This window comes from Thalassobacterium maritimum (assembly GCF_031127805.1).
Taxonomy (GTDB): domain Bacteria; phylum Verrucomicrobiota; class Verrucomicrobiia; order Opitutales; family Coraliomargaritaceae; genus Thalassobacterium; species Thalassobacterium maritimum.
The window spans coordinates 191,482-213,226 of record NZ_JARXHW010000002.1 but is presented as its reverse complement, the minus strand read 5'-3'; the positions used below and the strand labels follow the sequence as shown (position 1 = coordinate 213,226).

Here is a 21,745-nt window from a genome sequence, read left to right as displayed (position 1 = left end):
TCAGTCGCTATGTCGGCGTATTCAAACAGAATGGAAATCACAATGAGGCGACATTCCTACAGCTCATTGCAAACATAACGACATGACCCTTTTTTGAGCCATATGGATTGCAGATCAGCTTAACATGGGAGTCCCCCACGCGGTCAGTCGCTATGTGGGCCTATTCAAACAGAATGGAAATCACAATGAGGCGACATTCCTACAGCTCATTGCAAACATAACGACATGACCCTTTTTTGTGAGCCGGATTACACCGTGGATGATTTAGCCGAACTCTACTTTAGACGCTGGTCGGTTGAGCTGTTTTTTCGTCACATTAAAACCACCATGGGCATGGAGATGCTGCGCTGCAAAACTCCTCGTATGGTGCGTAAGGAACTGCGCATGTTCATCATCGCTCACAATCTGATCCGCGCCTTGATGCAGGAGGCCGCGAACCTTTATCAATGTGATCTCACGCGCATGAGTTTTAAGGCAACCGTCGATACGCTCCGGCAGTTTTCCTACGTCATCTATGCCACAAAAGATACTCCTCGAACACGCAACCGAATCATCAATGAAATGCTCCTGATTATCGCCGACGAAAAGGTGCCATTAAGAGAAAATCGTAGTGAACCTAGAGCACTCAAAAAAAGACCCAAACCCTTCCAGAGACTGATGTGCCACCGACACGATTTTAAGGTCTCAAAATCACGTAGAGACAAAGGAAAACCTAAGGCAAAAACTATCGATAAAGCTGCTTAAGTCCGTGCCATTCCGACATGACCCTTTTTTGAGCCCAAAATAACGACATGACCCTTTTTTGAGCCCTGACCCTTTTTTGAGCCCTTTTAAAGAGAATCACATGTCCACTTTTCTCAGGACACATCCACGTGCTACATTTTAACCCGCAAAATTACAACATGTGGCAAGATTGCTATTTGATTTACCTTGTAAATCCCGAGAGTAAAGAAAGCTGCTTGGTGATCTATCTTCTGATATTTGCCTGCCAATCGCCTGAAGTCTAGTAGCAGTAGCGTGCCGCACCGCCTTCTGATGTTTCTCTCTTTCTGCGATAATTTTATTTAAATCTTTTTTAGCAGTCATATGATTCTTTCTAGTTAAGCGTCCTGTGTGGCATCGAGAGAAGTATGAATCCATTTACTATATAGTCTTTTAAAGAATATTTTCTTAAGTAATTGGTATTCCAAAAGTACACGAAATGGGGCTAAATGTTGATTATAAAAATCAGCCATTTCATCCTCATCGCTAAATACTTCTTTTTTATGGAATTCTATATTCACAACACCGTAACATTTACCAAGGATAGAGATCGGAATACCAATATAGTGTCTGATTGTTTTTCTTCTCTCAACTCCATCAATAATGTAGGTATCGTCAACTCTCGCATCAAATATGCAAACTTTTTTATCTTCGTGAAAAACTGTAGAGCAAGCGAACCCAGCGTGTGTAGACGTGGTTTCAACAATTTTTGTTCCAATATCATCTTCTTTTCGTGGATATTGGCATACCCAAGTTAATATTGAATGATCTGCCTGATCGCAAGTTTCCAACGCTGCAGTTTCATATACTGATATGAATGTTTTTCTAGACTTTAATTTTTGTTCGTCCAAAAATGCTTTAATCGCGTTTCCCATTGAGCTCGCAATAAGGTCTATCCCTTCGGAGAAATTGTGGAAGTTTTGAAATTGTTGCCTTAAAACGTCAGATTTCTCTAATTCTTTAATGTATTGTTCAATTTCTTGATTAGTAGCACATAGGCATGCGATCGGTGTGGCATCTTCAGATTCAACTTCTTTTATACGCCGAATCTTATGCTCAAAAGATATCAATATTAGCTCTCTTAATACCACAAAAAAATAAAGTGCATATGCTGGATAGTATACAATGCCAATGCCATGGAGATCAACTTGACCATTTGTTTGTTTCATTATTATTTCGTGAACAGAGAATCCAAATAATTTTTGGGCGACTAGGTACGAACTAAACAATAATAGAGTGATGCGTGACCATTTTGTTAGAGAATCACCTTCAAGTACATCTACTGTGGCCTTAATTTGTTTATAGCATTTCATACGGGTATAGTTATCTGAGGTAAAGCCAAGGAATCGTGCTTTCGTTCTCTAGCGCGGCAAGTCATTTCATAGAATATTTACAAATAGTTAGAATCAAACAACACAGTTCACATCGCCCTTAAAATGAACCGAGCTCATACGAGCGCAATCGTTCGCCCTAGAACGGCTTCATAAAAGGAATCAAGCCAACCCATACCACAAAAGTAGTGCATGCCCCGAGTTTTAGACTCAAATTGAAGCCCTCCTTTTTAGTCCGCTTTGACTGAACAAATAATCAAAACGCACGAACAAGGCTAGTTGTTATCGATACTCTTCCGGCCCATCCAGTAAAAAATGCTAGATGTAGGTCGGGTTGAAAGCTTACCGTCGGCATCGTCCGTTCCTATTGTGTTCTATTCGCACCAAAATCTATAGACACAAACTTGGGGTATGAGAGCCAAATTTAGTTATTATGCCCCTTTAACTTCTAGACGTTCGTTTAGTAGGCCAACACGATGGCTAGGCTTGAGACGGGCTATAAATTAATTTTCCCCGAGAAGGTCCCTCGATTAATTCGTCGAAAAATCAGCTTTCTGATTTTCACGATATGGCCAAAACATCTCAGATTTAAATTTACTGAGTATTCTAATCACAACTCACTTGAGCTGTAAATATTGCTGTTCATCAAAGCCTGAATCATAGAGATGGAGCCTCGCGTAGGCTTTAAGTAAAGGACTAATAAAGCCGTAGCGTCTTTTGGTATTTTGATTATGAAGCAAAACAGGGCCACGTTCTTCCCGGCACAATGTTTTTAGATTATAATTAAGAGACTGTGACTGTATTTCTTTTCCTGTAACTTTTAAATACGAACTTACTACATCTGCGTTGGTGAATGTTCCATACTCATCAACATCAGCAATGGAACAAGCGCTTAAAACATCTAGAAATTTAGTATCATTATTGTTAGAATGCGTGGCTCTCCTAAACAGATCGACAACAACTTGATTTACATCAGATAGACTGCGCTTAACTGCAGAATTAAAATCAGCGACCACCACCCTTTCCGATTCTTTATTCAGAGCGTTCATACATGAATGCTTAGCGAGCAAATGTGTAAAATGCGGAAAACCCAGAGAAAAATCAATTATGTGATCTTTAACGCTTTCTTCCATTTCTAAACCTACAATATCGAGCCCTTTCTCTATAATTGATGCAAGCTCCGTTTGGGACATCTTAGGCATCTGAATTTGCTTTAGGCATCGCTCAAGAGACGGGTGTTCTCCGACTAAATCGTTAACATTCTGAGCAATACCAACTAAACCTGTTGTCACATGACTACAATTGTCAGACAGGCTTTTTATTGTATCAGCCAACATTCCTTTGACTGAAGGGTCGGCGATCGAGTCATACTCGTCAAAAATGAAAAGCAAGTTGTTATTTACTGACTCTAAAGTATTTTGAACGTCTAGAGAACTAATGTCATCCTTATCGGGAAGAAAAAGGTCTAATTGTACAACCCTTTCCTGCTTCTCAGCGTGAAAGCCCATTCCATAACTCGCTTGCGTAAATCTAACCTTATTAAGCGCTTTTTCCCAAATCACTCGAAAGCTATCCGACCTACTGCAAGTCACTTTAGCTACTAGTATATCCTTCAACACAAAGGGCATAATATTTGCCAAAGATGTCTTCCCAACGCCACGCTCACCAAACAACACAAAGTGCTGCCCTCGCTCCATTACAGTATCAACTATATCTCCAAGCTGATTTAAGCGGCCAAGAAAGAGGTCCATCGTCTGTATTGGCGCAGTAGGAGAAAAAGCTTCGTTAAGCTTTTGTCGTTTTAAGGCGTTCATAGTTTTATGTGAATTAGAATTAATAATCGGTCTGTGCTGATTGTAGGCAAAAAGGGCCGCCCTCTTGGGCGGCCCTTGTCGTTAATTTATTGGCAGGCTTCGCACTCTTCGCCGTTCATCATGGCTTCGAGGGAGCAGGCTTTCTTTTCCGCTGCGGTGAACTCCTTCTTGCCCTCAGCGACTGCCTGCCCTGAGCCTGTCGAAGTGGCGGCTTGGCCGGCGCGTCCTCTCACCTCTTTCTTCACGCTGGTGGTGGCTTTCTCAATGTTGGAAGCTCCTAGGCTGCGGAGGTAGTAAGTGGTCTTGAGACCTTTGCGCCAGGCGTCGCGATACATGTGCGACAGTGTCTTGATGTCGGGCGAGGCGATGAAGAGGTTGACCGATTGGGATTGGTCGATCCATTTCTGGCGGCGGGCGGCGGCGTCGACGAAGTATTTATACTCGATGCCGAAGGCGGTGCGGTATTTTTCGCGCAGGTCTTGTGGTACGCCCTCGATGGAGTCGAGCTCGCCGTCGAAGTATTTGACTTGGTCGAGCATGTTCGCAGTCCAGAGGCCACGCTTCTTGAGGTCGCGAACGAGCTCGCTGTTGAGCACGATGAAGTCGCCGGAGAGATTACTCTTCACGAAGAGGTTCTTATAGGTGGGCTCGATGCAGGGCGTGGTGCCCATGATGTTCGAGATGGTGGCTGTGGGCGCGATGGCGAGGACGTTGGAGTTGCGCATGCCGTTCTTGGCGATCTTCTCACGGAGTGGCATCCAGTCCATCTTGCCGGCGCGGGGCACTTCGACTTTTTCGCCGCGCTCTTGTTCGAGCAGGTCGAGGGTGTCTTGTGGCATCAGGCCGCGGTCCCACTTGGAACCTTTGTAAGTGCTGTAGGTGCCGTGCTCGGCTGCGAGCTCGGAGGAGGCTTCGTAGGCGTAGTAAGCGATGGCTTCCATGAACTCGTCGTTGAACTCAACGGCGGCTGGGGAAGCGAAGGCGATGTCTTTCTTATAGAGTGCGTTTTGCAGCCCCATGACGCCGAGACCGATCGGGCGGTGACGGCTGTTGGCTGTCTTGGCGGATTCGGTTGGGTAGAAGTTGATGTCGATGACGTTGTCCAAGGCACGCACGGCGATGCTAATCGTCTCACGTAGTTTGGCGTGGTCGAGGTTGCCATCGGCGTCGAGGTGAGAGTCGAGCACGACGGAGCCGAGGTTACAGACGGCAGTTTCTTCGGCGCTGGTGTTGAGCGTGATCTCGGTGCAGAGATTGGAGCTGTGGATGACGCCGCAGTGGTCTTGCGGGCTGCGAATGTTGCAGGGATCTTTGAATGTGATCCATGGGTGACCGGTCTCGAAGAGCATGCGGAGCATGACTTTCCAGAGGTCAATCGCGGGGCGCTTCTGGCCGAAAATTTCGCCGCGCTCGGCCATGGCTTCGTATTCGCAGTAGCGCTCTTCGAAGGCTTTGCCGTAGAGGTCATGCAGGTCGGGGCATTCGTTGGAGCGGAAGAGTGTCCAATGCTGACGGGCTTCCATGCGCTTCATGAATAGGTCGGGAATCCAGTTGGCCGTATTCATGTCGTGGGTACGACGACGGTCGTCTCCGGTATTCTTACGCAACTCGAGGAAGTCGTCGACGTCGTTGTGCCATGTTTCGAGGTAGGCGCAACCGGAGCCGCGACGTTTGCCACCTTGGTTGACGGCGACGAGTTGGTCGTTGTGCAACTTAAGGAATGGGATGACGCCTTGTGATTCGCCGTTGGTGCCTTTGATGAAACCGCCGGTGCCGCGCACTGCGGTCCAGGAGCCACCGAGACCGCCGGCCCACTTGGAGAGGAAGGCGTTGTCAGCGATGCCGCGGTGCATGATGGACTCGATGCTGTCGTCGACCTTGTAGAGGTAGCAGGACGAGAGCTGCGAGTGTAGTGTGCCGGAGTTAAAGAGTGTGGGCGTGGAGGAGCAGAAGCGGCGGCTCTTGTAGAGATTGTAGAGGCGCAGGGCGTAGCCTTCGCGGTCGTCCTTCTCGTGGTGGAAGAGGCCCATGGCGACGCGGATCCAGAAGTATTGTGGCACTTCCAGGCGGCGGTGCTGCTTGGCAGTCTTATCGACGATCAGGTAGCGGTCGTACATGGTCTGCACGCCGAGGTAATCGAAATCCAAGTCCGCGGAGGGATCGAGTGAGGACGCGATCTGATCGATATCGAAGTCGAGCAGCTTGGGATTGACGCGATCGATCTCGATCGCGCGCTTCAAGTAGGGCTTGAAGCCGCGGCGGTGTGCTTCCTTGAGGCTGTCGACACCATCGCGAACGATTTCCCAATCGAGAACTTCTTCGTAAATGTAAGTGAGCAGGATGCGGCCAGCGAATTTGGCGAAGTCGGCATCCTTCTCGATCATGCTCTTGGCATTGAGAATGATGGTCTTTTGCAGATCGGCGCGCTTCATCTCGGGATAGAGCGAGCGGCGAAGCTCTTTTTCGATCACGTCGGAGGTGATATTCAGATCGAGTCCGATCGTGGCGTAGTCAATGCGGCGCTTAAGGTCGATGCCATCCCAGAAAGTGCTCTCACCGTTGGCTTCGGTGACAACGATCATGGACTCTTGCTGCGACTCAGGCACGGCAGGAATGCCTTCTTCATCGCGAACGCGCGTGCGATGGGCACGGTAGAGAATGTAGGACTCGGCAACCTTGAAGTGGCCCTGACGCATCATTTCCTCTTGCACGGCGTCTTGCACGTCTTCGATGTTGATGAAAGCTTGTCCACTGGCGACCAAGCGATCCGTCACCGCGCGGGCGATCTCGACGGCTGGCTCGGAATCGAGGTGCAAAGCTAGGAAGGACTTGCGCACTGCGATCTCGATCTTGGCTTCGCTCCAGGGCACCACTTGACCATTACGACGGATCAAGCGGATGGATACGGGCTCGCGCTCGACATTCTGCGCGGAGGTATTGCGCCCAAACATGAGGCTGCGGGCCACATCGTGCGCGTCGTTTTCGATCAGCGCCTTTTCAATCAGCAAGTGCACGTCGTGAGTGGAGAGCTTGAGCGCCCTGCCCTGCTCGATCGAAGTGGCCAGCACGGAGCCGACGCTCTTGGCGACGTTGGCCACAAACTTGCGGTTCACTTCCGTGAAAATTTCATCTTCCTGACGCGAGAGCAACAGGTCGGTCAGCGCGTTACCAATGGTATCGGCAATCTCGGCGAGATCGAAATCACGCTCCGAGCCGCCGGCATCCACTTTGATTTCCGGGCGTTGCAGACGGTCCTCGCCGAGCACGGTAGCCCATTCGAAACGAGGCTTCTTTTCTTTAGGAGTGGAGGCGAAGCGCTTAAGCTCCAGGTCTTCTTCGAAGGAGAGTTTATGTATCATGAAATAGTGTCTGTGTAGAGATGAGCAGGCGTGGTGAGGCCCGGAAGTGTGCCAAGTGGTATAGGGGAAACAGAGCGCACGGCAGAGCGCGCCCTGTGTAGTAGAATTTCCTATTCAGGAAGGAAGACTAAAGCTCGTCGTCGTCGACCGAACCGAGGGCGGAAGCCTTTTGGTATTCGGTGACGCGGCCTTCGAAGAAGTTTTGCTCCTTCTTAATATCCATCATTTCGGCCAACCACGGGAATGGGTTCTCGGTGCCGGAGCTAATCGCTTTAAGACCCACGTCTTCTAGGCGGCGATCGGCGATGTAATCAATATATTGGCAAAACTCGTCCGCGCTCAGGCCAACTGAATTCACAGGCAGGCAGTCGCGAATAAATTCCTTTTCCAGCGAGACGGCCTCACGCATGAGGTCGCGCAGCTCTTCCTTAAACTCGGGGGTCCAAACGTCCTCATTCTCTTCGATCAGGTCCATGATCAAGTTGCGGAATACTTCGATGTGGTTGGACTCATCGCGCAGGGTGTAGCGGAACATTTGGCCGATACCAGGGAACTTGTTCTGACGATAGAGCGAGAGCACCATGCCGAAAAGACCGTAGAACTGCGTGCCTTCCATGCATTGCCCAAAGAGGAAGAGGTTTTTAGTGAAAGCCTGCTTATCCTCGGTGGTGGTCAAATCCATGTCGCGACGCAGCGCGCGCGAATTGCTGACCACGAAATTAGTCTTTTTCTCGATGGTGGGAATGTCTTCGAACATCGCCTCACACTCGTGCGGGTTGATTCCGAGCGAGCTGATCATATAGACCAAGGAGTCGGCGTGGATATTTTCTTCATGGGCGTGGCGGCCGAGCAAGAGCTTGAGCTCTGGAGCGGTGACCAACTCGCGCGTGACGTGCTGCACATTGTCCCCGACAATGCCTTCGGCCGCAGAAAAGTAGCCGATCGCCATCTTAATGATCCAGCGCTCGGCATCGGAGAGCTCACTACTGCGCCAGAGCTCTACATCCTTCTGCATAGGAATGTCCTCCGGCTCCCAGTGATTATTCTTCATCGTCTTGTACAGATCGTAGGCCCACTGGTATTTGAGCGGCAGGATATTAAAGAACATCGTGTCCTTACCATTGATGATCTTTTTGGCCGCAAAAGCTTCTTCAGCTTTGGCTTGGTCAAGGACGAAGGTTTTATCACCGATTGTGTAGGTTTTTTCCATGGATAAGTATGCGTAGGTGTAGAGAATAAATTAAAAAAATGTGCGCTTGCGAAACCGCCCAGAGCGGAAAAAAGCTGACGCCAGAACTGAAGGTGTTGAAAGCTAGCAAGATAGTGCCTCCGAGCTAATGGACGGCGCTAAAATGAAGCGCGGAGCATGGGAATTGAAATCGATCCTGTCAACAAAGGACACAATATATCGTAAAATTGCGCAGAAGCACCCCTATATCTAGTAAGAAAGTTGTTTTCGAACATATTTAGTGGTGAGAGCAAATCTCAGGCCGCAAGCAAAGCAACGATGCACTTTTAGTAAACAAATTTCGACAAAACTCGCTCGCAAAACCGCATCCAACTGATTTATAAAAGCATAGCGCATTCAAGGCAAAAAACTGCCACAAAATTCACTGCAACTTTTTAAGAGCAGGCTCGATTTAATCTCTACACATGGCCTCAACTCTTACAAATTTCAAACCGTCCGCATGGGTCGAGCAATTCACCCCACGCTCTCGGGATATGCATACCACTTCAACAGCCCCCAGCCAGCCCATAGAAGATATCGACAGCGCATGCCTGCGCGCGCTTGCCAATGGCGACCGCGCCGCCTTTGCCCAAATCGTCGAACGCTGGCAAACACGCCTCATTAACTTTTTCTACCGCGCCACTGGTAATCGTGCCGATGCCGAAGATCTCGCACAGGAGACCTTCATCGAGCTCAATCGCGCAGCAACACGTTACCAAGCACAGGGCACCTTCAACGCCTTCATCTTCACCCTCGCCCGGCGTCGCCTCATCGACGGCTACCGCAAAAAAGCCCGTCGTCCACTTGAATTTGTCGACCCCGGCGAATACTTCATGCAAAGTCAACCCGAAGAAAACGACCAAAGCCGCGAAATCGAAGAAGCCTTCCACCGCGCACTGGCCGCACTGCCAGAAAATCAGCGCAACGCCATTCTAATGCTACAACAACAAGGCCTTAGCTACGACGAGATCGCACAAGCACTCGACGCCAGTGTGAGCGCCGTCAAAACCTGGATCCACCGCGCACGCACCCATTTACGCCAAGAATTGAAGAGTCTCGTGTAATTTTGATATAAGATTAAGGATTCAAAAACAAAGTCAGAAAATTTAAGCAAGCTCCCGCAACACCATGAAACCGAACCACCACAGCGACCCGCTCGATCAAAAGATTGACGCACTACTCGCCAGCCGCCCGCTGAAACCCAGCGACGATTTCGCTGCACGCGTACTCGCGCAGGCGGATGCCGAACACGCGAGCACCCAACAAGCGCCGCAACAGCCCTACAGCAAACTGATTAAATTCGCACTCCCACTGGCGGCTGCCGTAGCGCTCACCTTCAGCCTACTGCAAATCAAACCAGATGCCCAAGCCATCAATGGCCACGCAAGCTCGACAACAGCCAACAACAGCCAAAGCACCAGCGCAGCAGCCATCAACGCCGCCGAAGCACAAGAAATCTTCATGCTGGAAGAAAGCCTAGCAAATCTAGCCACGCTCAGCACCACCGACTTCGGCACGCAGAACCTACTCAGCACACTCGATGCACTTTACTTGGAGATCTAAACAATGAAAACAGTCAGCACACTCCTCGCACTCACACTCATCTGCCTCGCCCCCCTCAACGCGGCCCCAGCAGATGCAGCCGCCGCAGCCGCAGATGCATTAGAGAACCCGCCAGCAAATACGGAGCCAAGCCCACAGGCGGGGCCACGCCCCCCACAAGATCGACAAAACGAAACCCGCATGTTGCACCATCTACTAAAGATGGAGCAAAAAGAACTCACCGCATTACGCCAAACCATCGAGCGCATAGAGCGCATGACTCCAGAGGAAAAGGCACTCTTACGCGAACGCATCAGCAAACTCGACAAGATGAGACCCGAGCGACTCGAAGCCATGCGGAAACATTTCGATTCAATCGATCCCGAAACACGTGACGCCATGCATCAACGCTGGCTAGAAATGAGCTCCGAAGAACGTCGCAACTGGCGCAAAAAGCTGCACGACACCCCTGAGGAAGAACGCATCAATTTATTTAAAGAGCAAGGATTCCTGCCAACTCCCGGCAAGCCACCCAAGGGCCCCAGACCCCCTGAACCCGGTTCGGAAAAATAAATTAAAAAAAATGAATCGATGGCTTGACAGACCGAACTTCAGCAACAGTCTCCGCATCTTCGTTAGCGATTAACGTCACTGACACACCTGCTGGATTAGCTCAATTGGTAGAGCAGTTGACTCTTAATCAATTGGTTCGGGGTTCGAGTCCCCGATCCAGTAGGCACAGTTTTTTATACCAGGCCACCTTAGCTCAGTTGGTAGAGCAGTTGATTTGTAATCATCAGGTCGTCAGTTCGACTCTGACAGGTGGCTCCATTTGAAAGCCCTAAGTTTAACGACTTAGGGCTTTTTTTGTGCAACGACGCGACACACGACGCAAACAACGGCTTCGCCGTCGTGCTACGGAATGCCAGACACTACATCAGCCTGAAAATGTAGAACGCGGGCGAACCGCCCGTGTAGACGACGGAGCACTCAAAAACATCCAAGCAAACACGACGCAAACAACGGCTTCGCCGTCATCCTACGGAAAAGAAGTCGCTTGCCCTGGTATTACCGAAATACGTACGGCCTATATAGAGAGCGTACCTTTGGTGCTGGGCAGGGCGTCGGCCATGCGGGGGTCGACCGAAGTCGCGACATCGAGCGCGCGTGCAAAGGCTTTAAAAATAGCCTCGGCGATGTGATGCGGCTCTTCGCCATACTCTAGGTTGATATGCAGGTTGCAGGCAGCCTCGTTGGCAAAGGCTTGGAAAAACTCTTTGACGAGCACGATATTGAAATCGCGCACCATTGGGAATTGATAGGTAACCTTATAGACGAAGGCCTGGCGATTGGAAAGATCCAGCACGACACGCGCGAGCGACTCGTCCATCGGCAAGAGGAAGAAACCGTAGCGGCGAATGCCGCGCTTGTCGCCGAGTGCCTTTTTGACGAGCTGCCCCAGCACGATGCCCGTATCTTCTACCATGTGGTGGTAGTCCACATCAAGATCGCCAGTGGCTTTGACCTTGAGATCGAAGAGCCCGTGCTTGGCAAAGAGCGTGAGCATGTGATCGAAAAACGGGATCCCGGTATCAATTTCTGATACGCCGGAGCCATCGACATTCAGCTCCATTTGGATCTGAGTCTCTTTCGTGTTGCGGGTGAGTTGTGCTATGCGTGGTTCGGCCATGATTCGACGGCGGTTAAGAATGCCTTCATTTCTGCATCTGTTCCTATGCTGACTCGAATGAAAGCGCAAGTTAAAGGATGCGAGGGGAAATAGCGCACGAGCACGCGCTGTGATTTGAGATGCTCGAACAGATCCGCGGCCACTTCGGCGCTGGACTCTCCGGCGGCGTTTTTAGGCTCGGTAAATAGGAAATTGGTCGCGGAGGGATAGGTGAACCAACCATAGGCATCCAACTGTGCACGCGTCGCTTCGCGGGTGGCCATCACCTTCTGGCGCTGCACTTCGAAGTAATCGACATCCTCGAAAGCAGCCAAGGCGGCGGCTTGTGCGATGCGATCGAGATTATAGGCATCGCGCACGCGGTCGAGTATACCAATGATCGGCGCCGCAGCCATGGCGAAACCGACACGCATGCCGGCGAGGCCGTAGGACTTGGAAAAGGTACGCACCACCACCAGATTTTCATAATCCTTGAGCAGCGTGACCGCGGACTCGCCGCCGAAATCGACATAGGCTTCGTCCACGACTAAGAGGCCATCAATCGCCTGAAGGGCTGCTTCGATCTGCGACAGTGGAAAAGCGACACCTGTCGGCGCGTTGGGATTGGTCAGAAAGAAGACTTTTGCCTGTGTCGCTGCCATCGCGTCGACATCCAGCTGCATGGAACGATCAAAATAGACATCCAATAGGCCCTGCCCCGACATGCCGGCCACCACAGGATAGAGTGAATAACTCGGCACAGTGTGCCCTGCGCCCGGAGCCGAAGCAAAGCAGCGGGTGATCAAATCCAGGATATTATCAGAGCCGTTGCCAATAATGACATTGGCCTGCTCCAGCCCAAAGCGCTGGCCAATCGCTGCACGTAATTTGGCACTGACCGGCTCTGGATACTTACGTAGATCCGCAAGCTGGGCAGCAATCGCATCGGCCACCTTCGGTGAAGGCGCATACGGGTTTTCATTGGTATTAAGCTTCACCCAGCCCTCCCCTTGTGGCTGTTCGCCGGGCACGTAGGCGTGCAAATCTTGTATGTGCGGCAGCGCACGGTCCAGGGCATCAAAAGTCTTCTTCATTAGATAATAGATAGAAGAACCATTCGCCGCGCAGATTCAATCGGAATATCCATCTTCCTGTGCGAAATACACCGAAGGAGCCCAGAATAATCTACTAGGTTTGAATTGTCAGACACACGCACGGCACTTATCACCCTCATTGATGCAAGCAACTCTCTTACTACTCGCGGCCGGAATGGGCTCCCGCTACGGCGGACTGAAACAACTCGATGCCATGGGGCCGTCGGGCCAAACCATGGTCGACTACGCGGTGCAAGATGCGGTCCGCGCGGGCTTTAGCAAAGTGGTGTTTGTCATTCGAAAGGACTTTGAAGACGCCTTTCGCACGCAAGTGGGCGAGAAGCATACGGATACAATCGAAGTCTGCTATGCCTTTCAGGACCTCAACGACCTCCCGGGCGACTATCGTGCGCCGGAAGGCCGCAGCAAGCCATGGGGCACGGCGCACGCGGTGCGAGCAGCGCGCGACTGCATCCACGAGCCCTTCGCAGTGATCAATGCGGACGACTTTTACGGGCGCGAAGCCTACGCGCAAATGGCCGCACAACTGAAAGCGACCGACCCCAAGCAACTCAGCGCCAGCATGGTCGGCTACATCCTGCGCAATACGCTCTCACCACACGGCACCGTGAACCGCGGGATCTGCTCGCTCGACGGTGACAATTTACAAGGTGTCGAAGAATACACAGCGATCGGCCACGACGCCGACGGCGAGCTACGCGGCATCAACCTTGCCGACGAACGCGTGTCGCTGTCACCGGAAGCTGTCGTTTCGATGAATTTCTGGGGCTTCACACCTGCGATCTTCGAACACTTGGAAGCCGGCTTTGAAGCCTTTCTACAAGCGCGTGGTCACGAAGAGAAATCGGAGTATTACCTACCCAGCCTAGTCGACAGCCTGATTCAAGAGGGCGCGATCCGCTGCCCGGTCTTACAGACCGAGAGCCCCTGGTTCGGCGTCACCTACCCCGACGACAAGGCCCGCGTAGTTGCCAGCATTCAAAAGCTCACCGACGACGGTGTTTATTAATTTACAGGCGGACGTCAGCCATGAAGACCGTCGCCGAGTGCTTTAGCCTCGGTTCCGAACGGTTTTCGACCACCAAACCCGACCAAACCTAAACGGGGTCTAAAGAGCCCCGCCACCCGTTACAGACGGAGCGTCAGCCATGAAGACCGTAGCCGAGAGCTTTAGCCTCGGTTCCGAACGGTCTTCGACCACCAAACCCGACCAAACCTAAACGGGGTCTAAAGAGCCCCGCCACCCGTTACAGACGGAGCGTCAACCATGAAGACTGTAGCCGAGTGCTTTAGCCTCGGTTACGAACGGTCTTCGACCACCAAACCCAACCGAACGTAAACGGGGTCTAAAGAGCCCCGCCACCCGTTACAGGCGGAGCGTCAACCATGAAGACCGTAGCCGAGTGCTTTAGCCTCGGTTCCAAACGGTCTTCGACCACCAAACCCGACCGAACGTAAACGGGGTCTAAAGAGCCCCGCCACCCGTTACAGACGAATCGTTAGCGACTTACCGTGCGCGTCGAGTTTTTCCAGACGTGCGAAGGTCTCCACCACCGGAGCGGCATTGGCTAGGCTCTTGGCATTATAACGCACGGTGCTGGAACGACGCATAAAATCAGTGGCTTGCAAGCCGCTGAAAAAGCGTCCGGCACGGCCGGTCGGCAGCGTGTGGCTGGGACCCGCCGTAAAGTCACCCAATACGGTCGGTGTTAAATAGCCCTGCAAGATGGCTCCCGCAGTCGTAATTTGCTTACTCAGCAGCTCGATGGATTTGTCAGCAACCTGCAGCTCCAAGTGCTCGGGGGCAATATAGTTGGCCACCTCAGCAGCTTGAGACAATTTCTTACAAGTGACCGCCAGGCAGCGCCCCTCCAGCACCTTGGCGCATTTCTCCGCATGCGTCAGCGACGGCATTTGTTGCGCAATGGCTTTTTCTACCTTCTTGAGCAGCGCTTTGCTGGTGGTGGCGAAATAAATGATCTCCTTGCCGCTCCCGTGCTCCGCTTGCGCCAGCAAATCGGCCGCAACATGCTGCGGATTGGCTCCGGAATCCGCGATAATCATCACTTCACTGGGCCCTGGTAATAAATCGATCCCGATGGTGCCCAACACTTGACGTTTGGCCTCCATCACGAAGGCATTGCCCGGCCCAAACACTTTATCCACAGCCGGAATCGTCTGAGTGCCGTACGCCATAGCACCAATCGCTTGAATGCCCCCTACTTTATAAACCTCGTCGATCCCGATCATGGAAAGCGCCGCCAACATCGCAGGTGCGATTTGCCCCTCCGCATCCGGCGGCGTGCAGACCGCAATCTCCGGGCACTTGACCAACTTGGCCAAGACAGCTGTCATCACGACCGTCGACACCAGTGGCACATTTCCGCCAGGAATATAGAGGCCGACACGTTGGATCGGATAAAAGCGCTCCCCCACGATCCCGCCTTGTGCGTTTTTGGCTTTCCAGTTTTTGGGCAGTGTTTGCTTATGAAATTCTTTAACCAGTGCGATCGATTCGCGAATCGCCTTACGATCGGCAAGACTCAGAGATTTGACCGACGCCTTCAGCTCCTCAGCAGAGACTCGCATCTGATTGGCCTTCAGTTGTGCCCCATCGAATTTCTTAGTCGCATCGAGCACTGCGGCATCCCCACGCTGACGCACCTCAGCCAGCACCGCAGAAACCACATCGGTAACATCTCCTGCGACGATCGCCTGCTCGCAGAATGTTCTGAGGGCTTGTTGAAATTTGGGCGTATCGGAAAATTCGATCTTTTGCATAATCACGCGAGAGGAACACTTCGAGACAAAGATCGCAAGAATTCAGATTAACAAATATCCCAACGACTTCCATTCATCCGGCCCGCCCAAAGCCAGTTACTAGGGATAAAAATCTCCCAAATTTCAAATATGGGGCTTTTTTACTCCGTGCCGGAGTAGTTTTTAAAGCGATCAATATGCTAGTTTATTGTTTTGCAACGCCGCGGCCCTACCAGCTCAGCGAGGCATTCCTGAAAACATAAAGTTAAATCAATGATGACTACAAACCTACTCAAACTAGCAAGCGCCCTGATCGCGATCAGCAGCAGCGCCCATGCAATCAATAGCATTCCGACAAGCGCTGGAACTCCCTCCGACATCTCTGCGTTTAACAGCGCCGACAGTGAATACGAAGGCTGGGAAAATCTAAACTCCACCAATACTGACATTGCTGGCTACGGCGGCAGCTACCCCGGCTACGCAGCATGGCCCGATGCGATTGACTCCAACACCAGTGGCTCCACAGGTAACGGAGCTTATAGTAAAACTGCGGGCGCCGGCTATGTAGGCAACACTAGTATCTATTCTTCGGATACTGGCAGCTTCAGCATTAGCAGCTCCGTCGATAGCTTGGACGACGTGAACACAGTCATCTTCCAATTTGATGCAGGCCTACAAGACGACTGGACAAATTACGTCGCCACACTCAGCTACAACGGCGGCAGCCAATCACTCACGGCCGACTACACTGCACTTACAAACGGAAGCTTCACCAATGAATTCGGAGGCGAAACGATTTACTCCTCCAATATACTTTTCCAATGGGACCTCAGCAGTATCGGCGACACCATTAGTGAATACGTCATCAGCTACGATGTCGCAGCGCACACTCAAACTTATGCACTGCAACTCGACAGCAGCGAAGCCATCTTAGCGGGCTCAGTCATTCCAGAAGCGAGCAACTTTGCATTGCTCGCAGGAATCGCAGCAATCGCAGGCTGCGTCACACGCCGCCGGCGTATCCAGTAGCTCAAGCGCACACAGTTTTCTTCAGCACTGAGGCATCGGACCGAGAGGTCCGGTGTTTCTTGGCTGTTTGAATGGCGCTACAGAATTCACACCACTCGACTACCATTAAACGAAGTTGCACGATGCAAATATCCTACCAGATCCGATGCTTACTCTCTGCTGCCAGCATAGCGACACACACACTCCATGCCCAGTGGGCAGACTTCGATGAGCCCAACTACGATGGCATCACTCAATACTCCGAATGGGAGCATTTCATCACCACCAACAACGCCACACCCGATGTCGCCAACGGGACCAACGGCAGCCTAAGTGAAACCACGGGAGCTGGCTTCCCCTCCTCGACACTTAATATTTACAGCTATTCGCTGGATACCAAATTTTCAATTTATGGCAGTTCTACCAATGATCTAGGACAGCTCAATTTACAGTTCGTCATCTGGGGCAGCGAAGACTTCCTCAATCTAGAGCCGCTGCTCCAAATGACTGGTAGCGAAACGGGAATCGCAGCCGATAGCTCCAACCATGCCTCGGATGGCACGATCTATATCGAAGGACAAGGTGACATCGAGATCACCGTCTTTAGCTTTTTCTGGGATCTCAGCGAATACATCGTCACCGATTATCAGATCGACTTCGGTTTGGCCGTGCACACCAGCTTGGACAAAGTTCGTATCGATACCAGTACCGCCACATTAGTAACAGAGCCGGAGCCCATCGTCCCAATCGAGGTCACCACGTCCATCGTGGACGACGACATCGCACTCAATTTCCCGACCTATTCGGGCAATTACTACCAAATCAAATGGACCAACGACCTGACTAGCGCTGGAACCGTTAACAACTGGAACGACCTCGGCACACTCATCGCAGGCAACGGTGCCCTCCAGCAGATCATCGACCCAGACAGCAGCGAAGACGAACAACGCTTCTATTCGATCATCATCACCAACTAAGCGCAATCAAGCAGGCAAACATATGATGCATCGCACGACCTTCGCCCTACTCTTCGGCACGCTGTCACTCTTGGCAGCCAGCGAGCCCACGGAGCCAGAACTGCCCTTACAGCAACTCAGAGAAACCACGCTACTGGCCACTCGCAGTGAGCGCGAGTTAATGAAAACTCCGGGCAGTATCACTTCCATCAATTATGACAGCTTTGCGCGTGAAGGCGTCAACAATGCGGGCGACGTGGCACGCTATCAAACCGGGATTTCGATTCCCTTTGAATTCAGCGGGGGCGATTCACTGGTGCCTTACCGTGGCAGCGGATTCACCAACTATCGTATGCGTGGAGTCGAAGGCAATCGCGTGCTGTTGATGATCGACGGCATTCGACAACCCGCTCAAATCGATGGTGCCGGCGGCAACGGGCGAGACTACTTCGATCCCGGAATCTTTGAACGGGTTGAAATCCTTCGCGGCTCAGGCTCCAGCCTCTATGGCAGCGACGCAATGGGCGGCGTGGTTAGTTTTGAAACACGCTCGCTCGAAGAGGAGCTGGCAGCCTCCGAACGGCCCTGGCTACTCAATAACCGCTTAGGTTACCAAAGTGCCAACAACGAATTCAGCCACGTGCTCAACGCCGGCCTGCGCGAAGGCCCCTGGTATGTGACACTCAGCAACGCTCTGCGCAGCGGAGAGGAAACAGAAAACGAAAAAGGTGAAATCGCAGCCAACCCCCTCGACTCATGGAGTAACCACCTGCTGGGCAAGATTAGCTATCACATGGACGAGGCACAACAACTGACCTTCACCGCAGAGCATTTCAACCGTGAGCAAGATACCGATTTAGACAGTCTCAAATCCAACGGCGATGGCGTGAGTTCACTCCAAACCGTATTGGCAGAAACCATCGCCGACGACAGCCGCACGCGCTACAGCATCGAATACCAGGACAGCAATGCGCATGCGCTTTGGGACCAACTCTCAGTCAAGCTCTACTACCAGTATTCCGAAACCAACACCGAGACCAATACCCAAACTCGCTTTGCCAACATCCTCTCCCGCGACCGGACCGACGACATCCAATTTGCGCAAAGCGCTCTCGGCCTGGCGACTCAGTTTACCAAAGAGTACCAAAGCTTCGGCATGGAGCACAGTTTCATCTATGGCATCGAGAGCTCGACCGAAAATGCCCAAAACAGCTTCACCCGCACAGACCGAGCCCTGGGCGGTAGCGACCCGGTCGAGCGTCCCGCCTTCGACGAAGCCGACCTACGTCGCTACGACCTGTTTTTCCAGAACTTGACGACGAAGGACCGCTGGCTCTTTCAAGCAGGCCTGCGGCTGGGCTACTACGAAATCCTACCGGCCAATAGCGACGACTTTCTGAACCAAACGAATGCCCCCGAAGCATCCTCCGACTATAGTAAGTTTTCCATCTCACCAAGTGCCTCCATCCAATACGAACTCAACGATGCAACCGCGCTCTGGGCCCGCTATGCCAAAGGCATCCGCAACCCCAGTGCAGAAGATTATGTGGGCTTCTTCAATCACTCTGCCACTGGCGCCTATTTCAGCCAAATCCCAAATCCCAACTTAGAAGAAGAAACCAGCGATTCCTTCGATCTAGGCATCAAATACGCCAGTGAATCACTGGAATTGGAGCTCACCACCTACTACACGCTCTATGATGGCTTTATCTCGCTGGAGACCATCGGACAAGAAGCGGGGCCACCCGTGACTGAAATCCAGCAAGCACGCAACATCGGGGAAGTGGAAATCTACGGCATCGACCTACGTGCCGACTATCAGTTAGGCGCGATCAGCGATGCCTTTAGCGGCTATAGCACAGGATTGAACTTAAGCTGGGCCGACGGACACAATAAAACCACCGACGACAATGTAAATACCGTCGATCCCTTCGAAGCCGTGCTGCATTTCGGCTACGACTCAATCGACTCCGAAACTCCCTGGGGGCTCCGACTCTACGGCACCTATCGCGCCGAAAAAAAAGACACCACACGTGACTACGCATACTACGTGCCGCCCGCCTCCTTCGTGCTCGACCTCACTGGCTATTGGAGCCTCTCCGAAAACATCAGCCTCAACTTCGGCCTACGCAACCTGACCGATGAGCGCTACTGGATCTGGAGCAGTTCCAGCAGCACGGACCACGAATCTCTGACTTCCGAATACAGCGTGCAGCCAGGCCTAAACGGCTTCCTCTCCCTCAATATCAAACTGTAAACAACAGATACAATACAACGACCAATGAAAGCATCCACATTTAAAAAGATCAGCTGTCAGCTGATCGCACTCACACTCACCGCAGCAGCGCTATCTGCGGAGTCCACTGCCCGTATCGTCACAGTCGGCGGCGCAGCCACCGAAATCGTATTTGCACTCAACCGAGGTGACGACGTCGTCGGAGTCGACCTCTCCAGCACTTACCCCCAAGCCGCGACAAAGTTACCACAGGTTGGCTATGTGCGTAGCATATCCGCAGAAGGCGTGCTCGCACTGGAGCCCACTCACATCGTCGGCACTAGCGATATCGGTCCGGCCAATGCCCTCAATCAAATCAAAGCCAGCGGAGTGCCCACCAGCGTGATCCCCTCCCCCGGCTCTCCCGAAGACTTATACCAAGCCATCCAAGTGCTCGGAGAGGAACTGGAACAAACAGAAGCTGCCACTCAATTAAAATCTAAAATAGAATCGCAACTCGCTAGTATTCAAAAACTGGAGACAAAACCCAAAGTGGTATTTTTCATGAGCAGCCCCGGACTCGGCCATCTAAATGCCGCAGGGCGCGGAACCAAAGCCACCGCCATGATTGAGCTGGCAGGCGGCGAAAATGTCATTCGCAGTCACCCCGGCTACAAGAGTATCTCGCATGAAGCACTGGTCGCCCTACAGCCCGACATCATTCTCATCGGACTCGCTGAAGGCATGCCGCACAACGAAACACGCATCCTCGATGGCGTGCTCCACAACGCGGCCTGGCAAAACGTGCCCGCGGTGCGCGAAAAACAGGTGCACACAGTGCCACTCGGACGCACCCTGAGTTTTGGTGTGCGTGTAGGAGAGGCCGCCCTCGAACTTAACCAACTGTTTGCCGAGACAGTTTCGAACTAGATGCAGCCCAGCCCCACCAAGCGAATCTGGCAACAGCCCGGAGTGGTGCTCGGCTTGATTGCCCTGGGCCTGCTGCTGGCGATGTTTGTGAGCGCCGCCTTGGGCGATAAATCCATTCCGCCCACAACAGTCGTGCACGCTCTCCTGAATATGGAAGCACCCGATGATGCCATCAATGGCATCATCGTGCGGGACATACGTGTCCCGCGCATACTGACTGCGGTATTGGTGGGGGCGACGCTGGCGATCGCAGGTGCAGTGCTGCAGGCCATCTTCCGCAATCCGCTGGCCGACCCGGGACTCATCGGTGTCTCTGCCGGCGGAGCCGCAGGTGCGATCAGCTTTATCGTATTCGGCAGTTGGCTGATTCCGGCTAGCTGGCCCCTCCTACACGAAATAGGCATCAGTTGCTTCCCCATGGCGGGGGGCATCGGAGTGACCTTACTGGTTTATCGACTCGCACTGCATGAAGGCCGCATCCACGTAACAACCATGCTGCTAATCGGGCTGGCGATGAATGCACTGGTCGGCGCCTTGATCGGATACGCCGTTTTTTTCTCCAACGACGATCAACTGCGCGACTACACCTTCTGGTCCTTAGGCAGCCTAGCCCGCGCCAACTGGAACGTATTGAGTTGGTTAGCCCCCATCATTGTGCTACTGATCAGCGCCCTACTCCGCTATCGCCGTCAACTGAACTTACTACTGCTCGGTGAATACGAAGCCGTTCACCTCGGGCTCAATGTAGAAAAGCTGCGTCGGCGCCTCATATTGTTCACCGCGGGCGGGGTGGGATTGACTGTCGCCCTGTGCGGCATGATCGGCTTTGTCGGCCTCATCACACCGCACCTGTGTCGGCTCATGCTGGGGCCGGATCATCGCTGGCTACTGCCCGCTTCGGCCTTGATGGGAGCGACGACTTTAGTCATTGCCGACCTACTGGCCCGCATCAGCATACAATACTCCGAGCTTCCCGTGGGCGTGCTCACCGCCACAGTCGGAGCACCTTTTTTCCTATACTTAATCGTTCGAGCCAAGCGCCGGGCCAGCTTCTAA

General features: G+C 52.2%; 18 protein-coding genes and 2 tRNA genes. 12 read left to right on the top strand and 8 right to left on the bottom strand.

The features are described 5' to 3' along the window. The first annotated feature begins 225 nt into the window (after positions 1 to 225). Positions 226 to 744, top strand: a complete 519-nt coding sequence (locus tag QEH52_RS02060; RefSeq protein WP_308948301.1) for a transposase — start codon at positions 226 to 228, stop codon at positions 742 to 744. A 138-nt stretch (positions 745 to 882) separates the two neighbouring features. On the opposite strand, the gene QEH52_RS02055 is transcribed toward QEH52_RS02060, so the two are convergent. From QEH52_RS02055 to QEH52_RS02035, 5 genes are all read right to left on the bottom strand, one after another. After that, entirely contained in the window at positions 883 to 1,086 is a 204-nt protein-coding gene (locus QEH52_RS02055; RefSeq protein WP_308948300.1) for a hypothetical protein, read from the bottom strand. A 14-nt stretch (positions 1,087 to 1,100) separates the two neighbouring features. After that, entirely contained in the window at positions 1,101 to 1,931 is an 831-nt protein-coding gene (locus QEH52_RS02050; protein WP_308948299.1) for a GAF domain-containing protein, read from the bottom strand. Between the two features lie 779 nt (positions 1,932 to 2,710). Then, positions 2,711 to 3,907, bottom strand: a complete 1,197-nt coding sequence (locus tag QEH52_RS02045; RefSeq protein WP_308948298.1) for an nSTAND1 domain-containing NTPase — start codon at positions 3,905 to 3,907, stop codon at positions 2,711 to 2,713. A gap of 86 nt (positions 3,908 to 3,993) precedes the next feature. Further along, positions 3,994 to 7,266 (bottom strand): ribonucleoside-diphosphate reductase subunit alpha, encoded by a 3,273-nt coding sequence (locus tag QEH52_RS02040; protein ID WP_308948297.1) that lies wholly within the window; start codon positions 7,264 to 7,266, stop codon positions 3,994 to 3,996. Between the two features lie 127 nt (positions 7,267 to 7,393). Next, positions 7,394 to 8,476: a ribonucleotide-diphosphate reductase subunit beta gene (locus tag QEH52_RS02035; protein ID WP_308948296.1), complete on the bottom strand. Its 1,083-nt coding sequence runs from the start codon at positions 8,474 to 8,476 to the stop codon at positions 7,394 to 7,396. Positions 8,477 to 8,988: 512 nt separating this feature from the next. On the opposite strand from QEH52_RS02035, the gene QEH52_RS02030 reads away from it, so the two are divergent. From QEH52_RS02030 to QEH52_RS02010, 5 genes are all read left to right on the top strand, one after another. Then, positions 8,989 to 9,558: an RNA polymerase sigma factor gene (locus tag QEH52_RS02030; protein ID WP_308948295.1), complete on the top strand. Its 570-nt coding sequence runs from the start codon at positions 8,989 to 8,991 to the stop codon at positions 9,556 to 9,558. A gap of 64 nt (positions 9,559 to 9,622) precedes the next feature. After that, entirely contained in the window at positions 9,623 to 10,057 is a 435-nt protein-coding gene (locus QEH52_RS02025) for a hypothetical protein (protein ID WP_308948294.1), read from the top strand. Positions 10,058 to 10,060: 3 nt separating this feature from the next. Then, complete coding sequence (locus tag QEH52_RS02020; RefSeq protein WP_308948293.1) at positions 10,061 to 10,609, top strand: DUF3106 domain-containing protein; 549 nt, start codon at positions 10,061 to 10,063, stop codon at positions 10,607 to 10,609. A gap of 89 nt (positions 10,610 to 10,698) precedes the next feature. Further along, positions 10,699 to 10,771, top strand: a tRNA-Lys gene (locus QEH52_RS02015). Positions 10,772 to 10,791: 20 nt separating this feature from the next. Then, positions 10,792 to 10,867, top strand: a tRNA-Thr gene (locus QEH52_RS02010). A gap of 256 nt (positions 10,868 to 11,123) precedes the next feature. Here the strand turns inward: QEH52_RS02010 and hisB are convergent. Together hisB and hisC are read right to left on the bottom strand one after the other, a co-directional pair. Then, positions 11,124 to 11,726 (bottom strand): imidazoleglycerol-phosphate dehydratase HisB, encoded by a 603-nt coding sequence (gene hisB, locus QEH52_RS02005; protein ID WP_308948291.1) that lies wholly within the window; start codon positions 11,724 to 11,726, stop codon positions 11,124 to 11,126. Continuing rightward, positions 11,708 to 12,799, bottom strand: coding sequence for a histidinol-phosphate transaminase (gene hisC, locus QEH52_RS02000; protein ID WP_308948290.1), 1,092 nt, complete (start codon positions 12,797 to 12,799; stop codon positions 11,708 to 11,710). Before hisC ends, hisB begins: the two co-directional genes overlap by 19 nt. Before the next feature lie 142 nt (positions 12,800 to 12,941). Here hisC and QEH52_RS01995 point away from each other — a divergent pair, with 142 nt between their 5' ends. Next, positions 12,942 to 13,829 carry a nucleotidyltransferase family protein gene (locus tag QEH52_RS01995; RefSeq protein ID WP_308948288.1) on the top strand — a complete coding sequence of 296 codons (888 nt, stop codon included), beginning with the start codon at positions 12,942 to 12,944 and terminating at the stop codon, positions 13,827 to 13,829. A gap of 476 nt (positions 13,830 to 14,305) precedes the next feature. Here the strand turns inward: QEH52_RS01995 and hisD are convergent, their stop codons facing one another. Next, positions 14,306 to 15,601 carry a histidinol dehydrogenase gene (gene hisD, locus QEH52_RS01990; RefSeq protein ID WP_308948287.1) on the bottom strand — a complete coding sequence of 432 codons (1,296 nt, stop codon included), beginning with the start codon at positions 15,599 to 15,601 and terminating at the stop codon, positions 14,306 to 14,308. A gap of 252 nt (positions 15,602 to 15,853) precedes the next feature. Between hisD and QEH52_RS01985 the strand changes: the two genes are divergently transcribed. The 5 genes from QEH52_RS01985 to QEH52_RS01965 all read left to right on the top strand — a co-directional run bounded on the left by QEH52_RS01985 (position 15,854) and on the right by QEH52_RS01965 (position 21,745). Next, entirely contained in the window at positions 15,854 to 16,609 is a 756-nt protein-coding gene (locus tag QEH52_RS01985) for a hypothetical protein (RefSeq protein WP_308948286.1), read from the top strand. A gap of 122 nt (positions 16,610 to 16,731) precedes the next feature. Beyond that, positions 16,732 to 17,565: a hypothetical protein gene (locus QEH52_RS01980; RefSeq protein WP_308948284.1), complete on the top strand. Its 834-nt coding sequence runs from the start codon at positions 16,732 to 16,734 to the stop codon at positions 17,563 to 17,565. 22 nt (positions 17,566 to 17,587) lie between these two features. Beyond that, positions 17,588 to 19,801 (top strand): TonB-dependent hemoglobin/transferrin/lactoferrin family receptor, encoded by a 2,214-nt coding sequence (locus QEH52_RS01975; RefSeq protein ID WP_308948283.1) that lies wholly within the window; start codon positions 17,588 to 17,590, stop codon positions 19,799 to 19,801. 24 nt (positions 19,802 to 19,825) lie between these two features. Beyond that, on the top strand, positions 19,826 to 20,689 hold the full coding sequence (locus tag QEH52_RS01970) for a heme/hemin ABC transporter substrate-binding protein (RefSeq protein ID WP_308948282.1): 864 nt from the start codon (positions 19,826 to 19,828) through the stop codon (positions 20,687 to 20,689). Next, positions 20,690 to 21,745 (top strand): FecCD family ABC transporter permease, encoded by a 1,056-nt coding sequence (locus QEH52_RS01965; protein ID WP_308948281.1) that lies wholly within the window; start codon positions 20,690 to 20,692, stop codon positions 21,743 to 21,745.

Coding starts and splice junctions, on each gene's coding strand:
- QEH52_RS02060 (WP_308948301.1), top strand. CDS start 226: ATGACCCTTTTTTGTGAGCCGGATTACACCGTGGATGATTTAGCCGAA.
- QEH52_RS02055 (WP_308948300.1), bottom strand. CDS start 1,086: ATGACTGCTAAAAAAGATTTAAATAAAATTATCGCAGAAAGAGAGAAA.
- QEH52_RS02050 (WP_308948299.1), bottom strand. CDS start 1,931: ATGAAACAAACAAATGGTCAAGTTGATCTCCATGGCATTGGCATTGTA.
- QEH52_RS02045 (WP_308948298.1), bottom strand. CDS start 3,907: ATGAACGCCTTAAAACGACAAAAGCTTAACGAAGCTTTTTCTCCTACT.
- QEH52_RS02040 (WP_308948297.1), bottom strand. CDS start 7,266: ATGATACATAAACTCTCCTTCGAAGAAGACCTGGAGCTTAAGCGCTTC.
- QEH52_RS02035 (WP_308948296.1), bottom strand. CDS start 8,476: ATGGAAAAAACCTACACAATCGGTGATAAAACCTTCGTCCTTGACCAA.
- QEH52_RS02030 (WP_308948295.1), top strand. CDS start 8,989: ATGCATACCACTTCAACAGCCCCCAGCCAGCCCATAGAAGATATCGAC.
- QEH52_RS02025 (WP_308948294.1), top strand. CDS start 9,623: ATGAAACCGAACCACCACAGCGACCCGCTCGATCAAAAGATTGACGCA.
- QEH52_RS02020 (WP_308948293.1), top strand. CDS start 10,061: ATGAAAACAGTCAGCACACTCCTCGCACTCACACTCATCTGCCTCGCC.
- hisB (WP_308948291.1), bottom strand. CDS start 11,726: ATGGCCGAACCACGCATAGCACAACTCACCCGCAACACGAAAGAGACT.
- hisC (WP_308948290.1), bottom strand. CDS start 12,799: ATGAAGAAGACTTTTGATGCCCTGGACCGTGCGCTGCCGCACATACAA.
- QEH52_RS01995 (WP_308948288.1), top strand. CDS start 12,942: ATGCAAGCAACTCTCTTACTACTCGCGGCCGGAATGGGCTCCCGCTAC.
- hisD (WP_308948287.1), bottom strand. CDS start 15,601: ATGCAAAAGATCGAATTTTCCGATACGCCCAAATTTCAACAAGCCCTC.
- QEH52_RS01985 (WP_308948286.1), top strand. CDS start 15,854: ATGATGACTACAAACCTACTCAAACTAGCAAGCGCCCTGATCGCGATC.
- QEH52_RS01980 (WP_308948284.1), top strand. CDS start 16,732: ATGCAAATATCCTACCAGATCCGATGCTTACTCTCTGCTGCCAGCATA.
- QEH52_RS01975 (WP_308948283.1), top strand. CDS start 17,588: ATGATGCATCGCACGACCTTCGCCCTACTCTTCGGCACGCTGTCACTC.
- QEH52_RS01970 (WP_308948282.1), top strand. CDS start 19,826: ATGAAAGCATCCACATTTAAAAAGATCAGCTGTCAGCTGATCGCACTC.
- QEH52_RS01965 (WP_308948281.1), top strand. CDS start 20,690: ATGCAGCCCAGCCCCACCAAGCGAATCTGGCAACAGCCCGGAGTGGTG.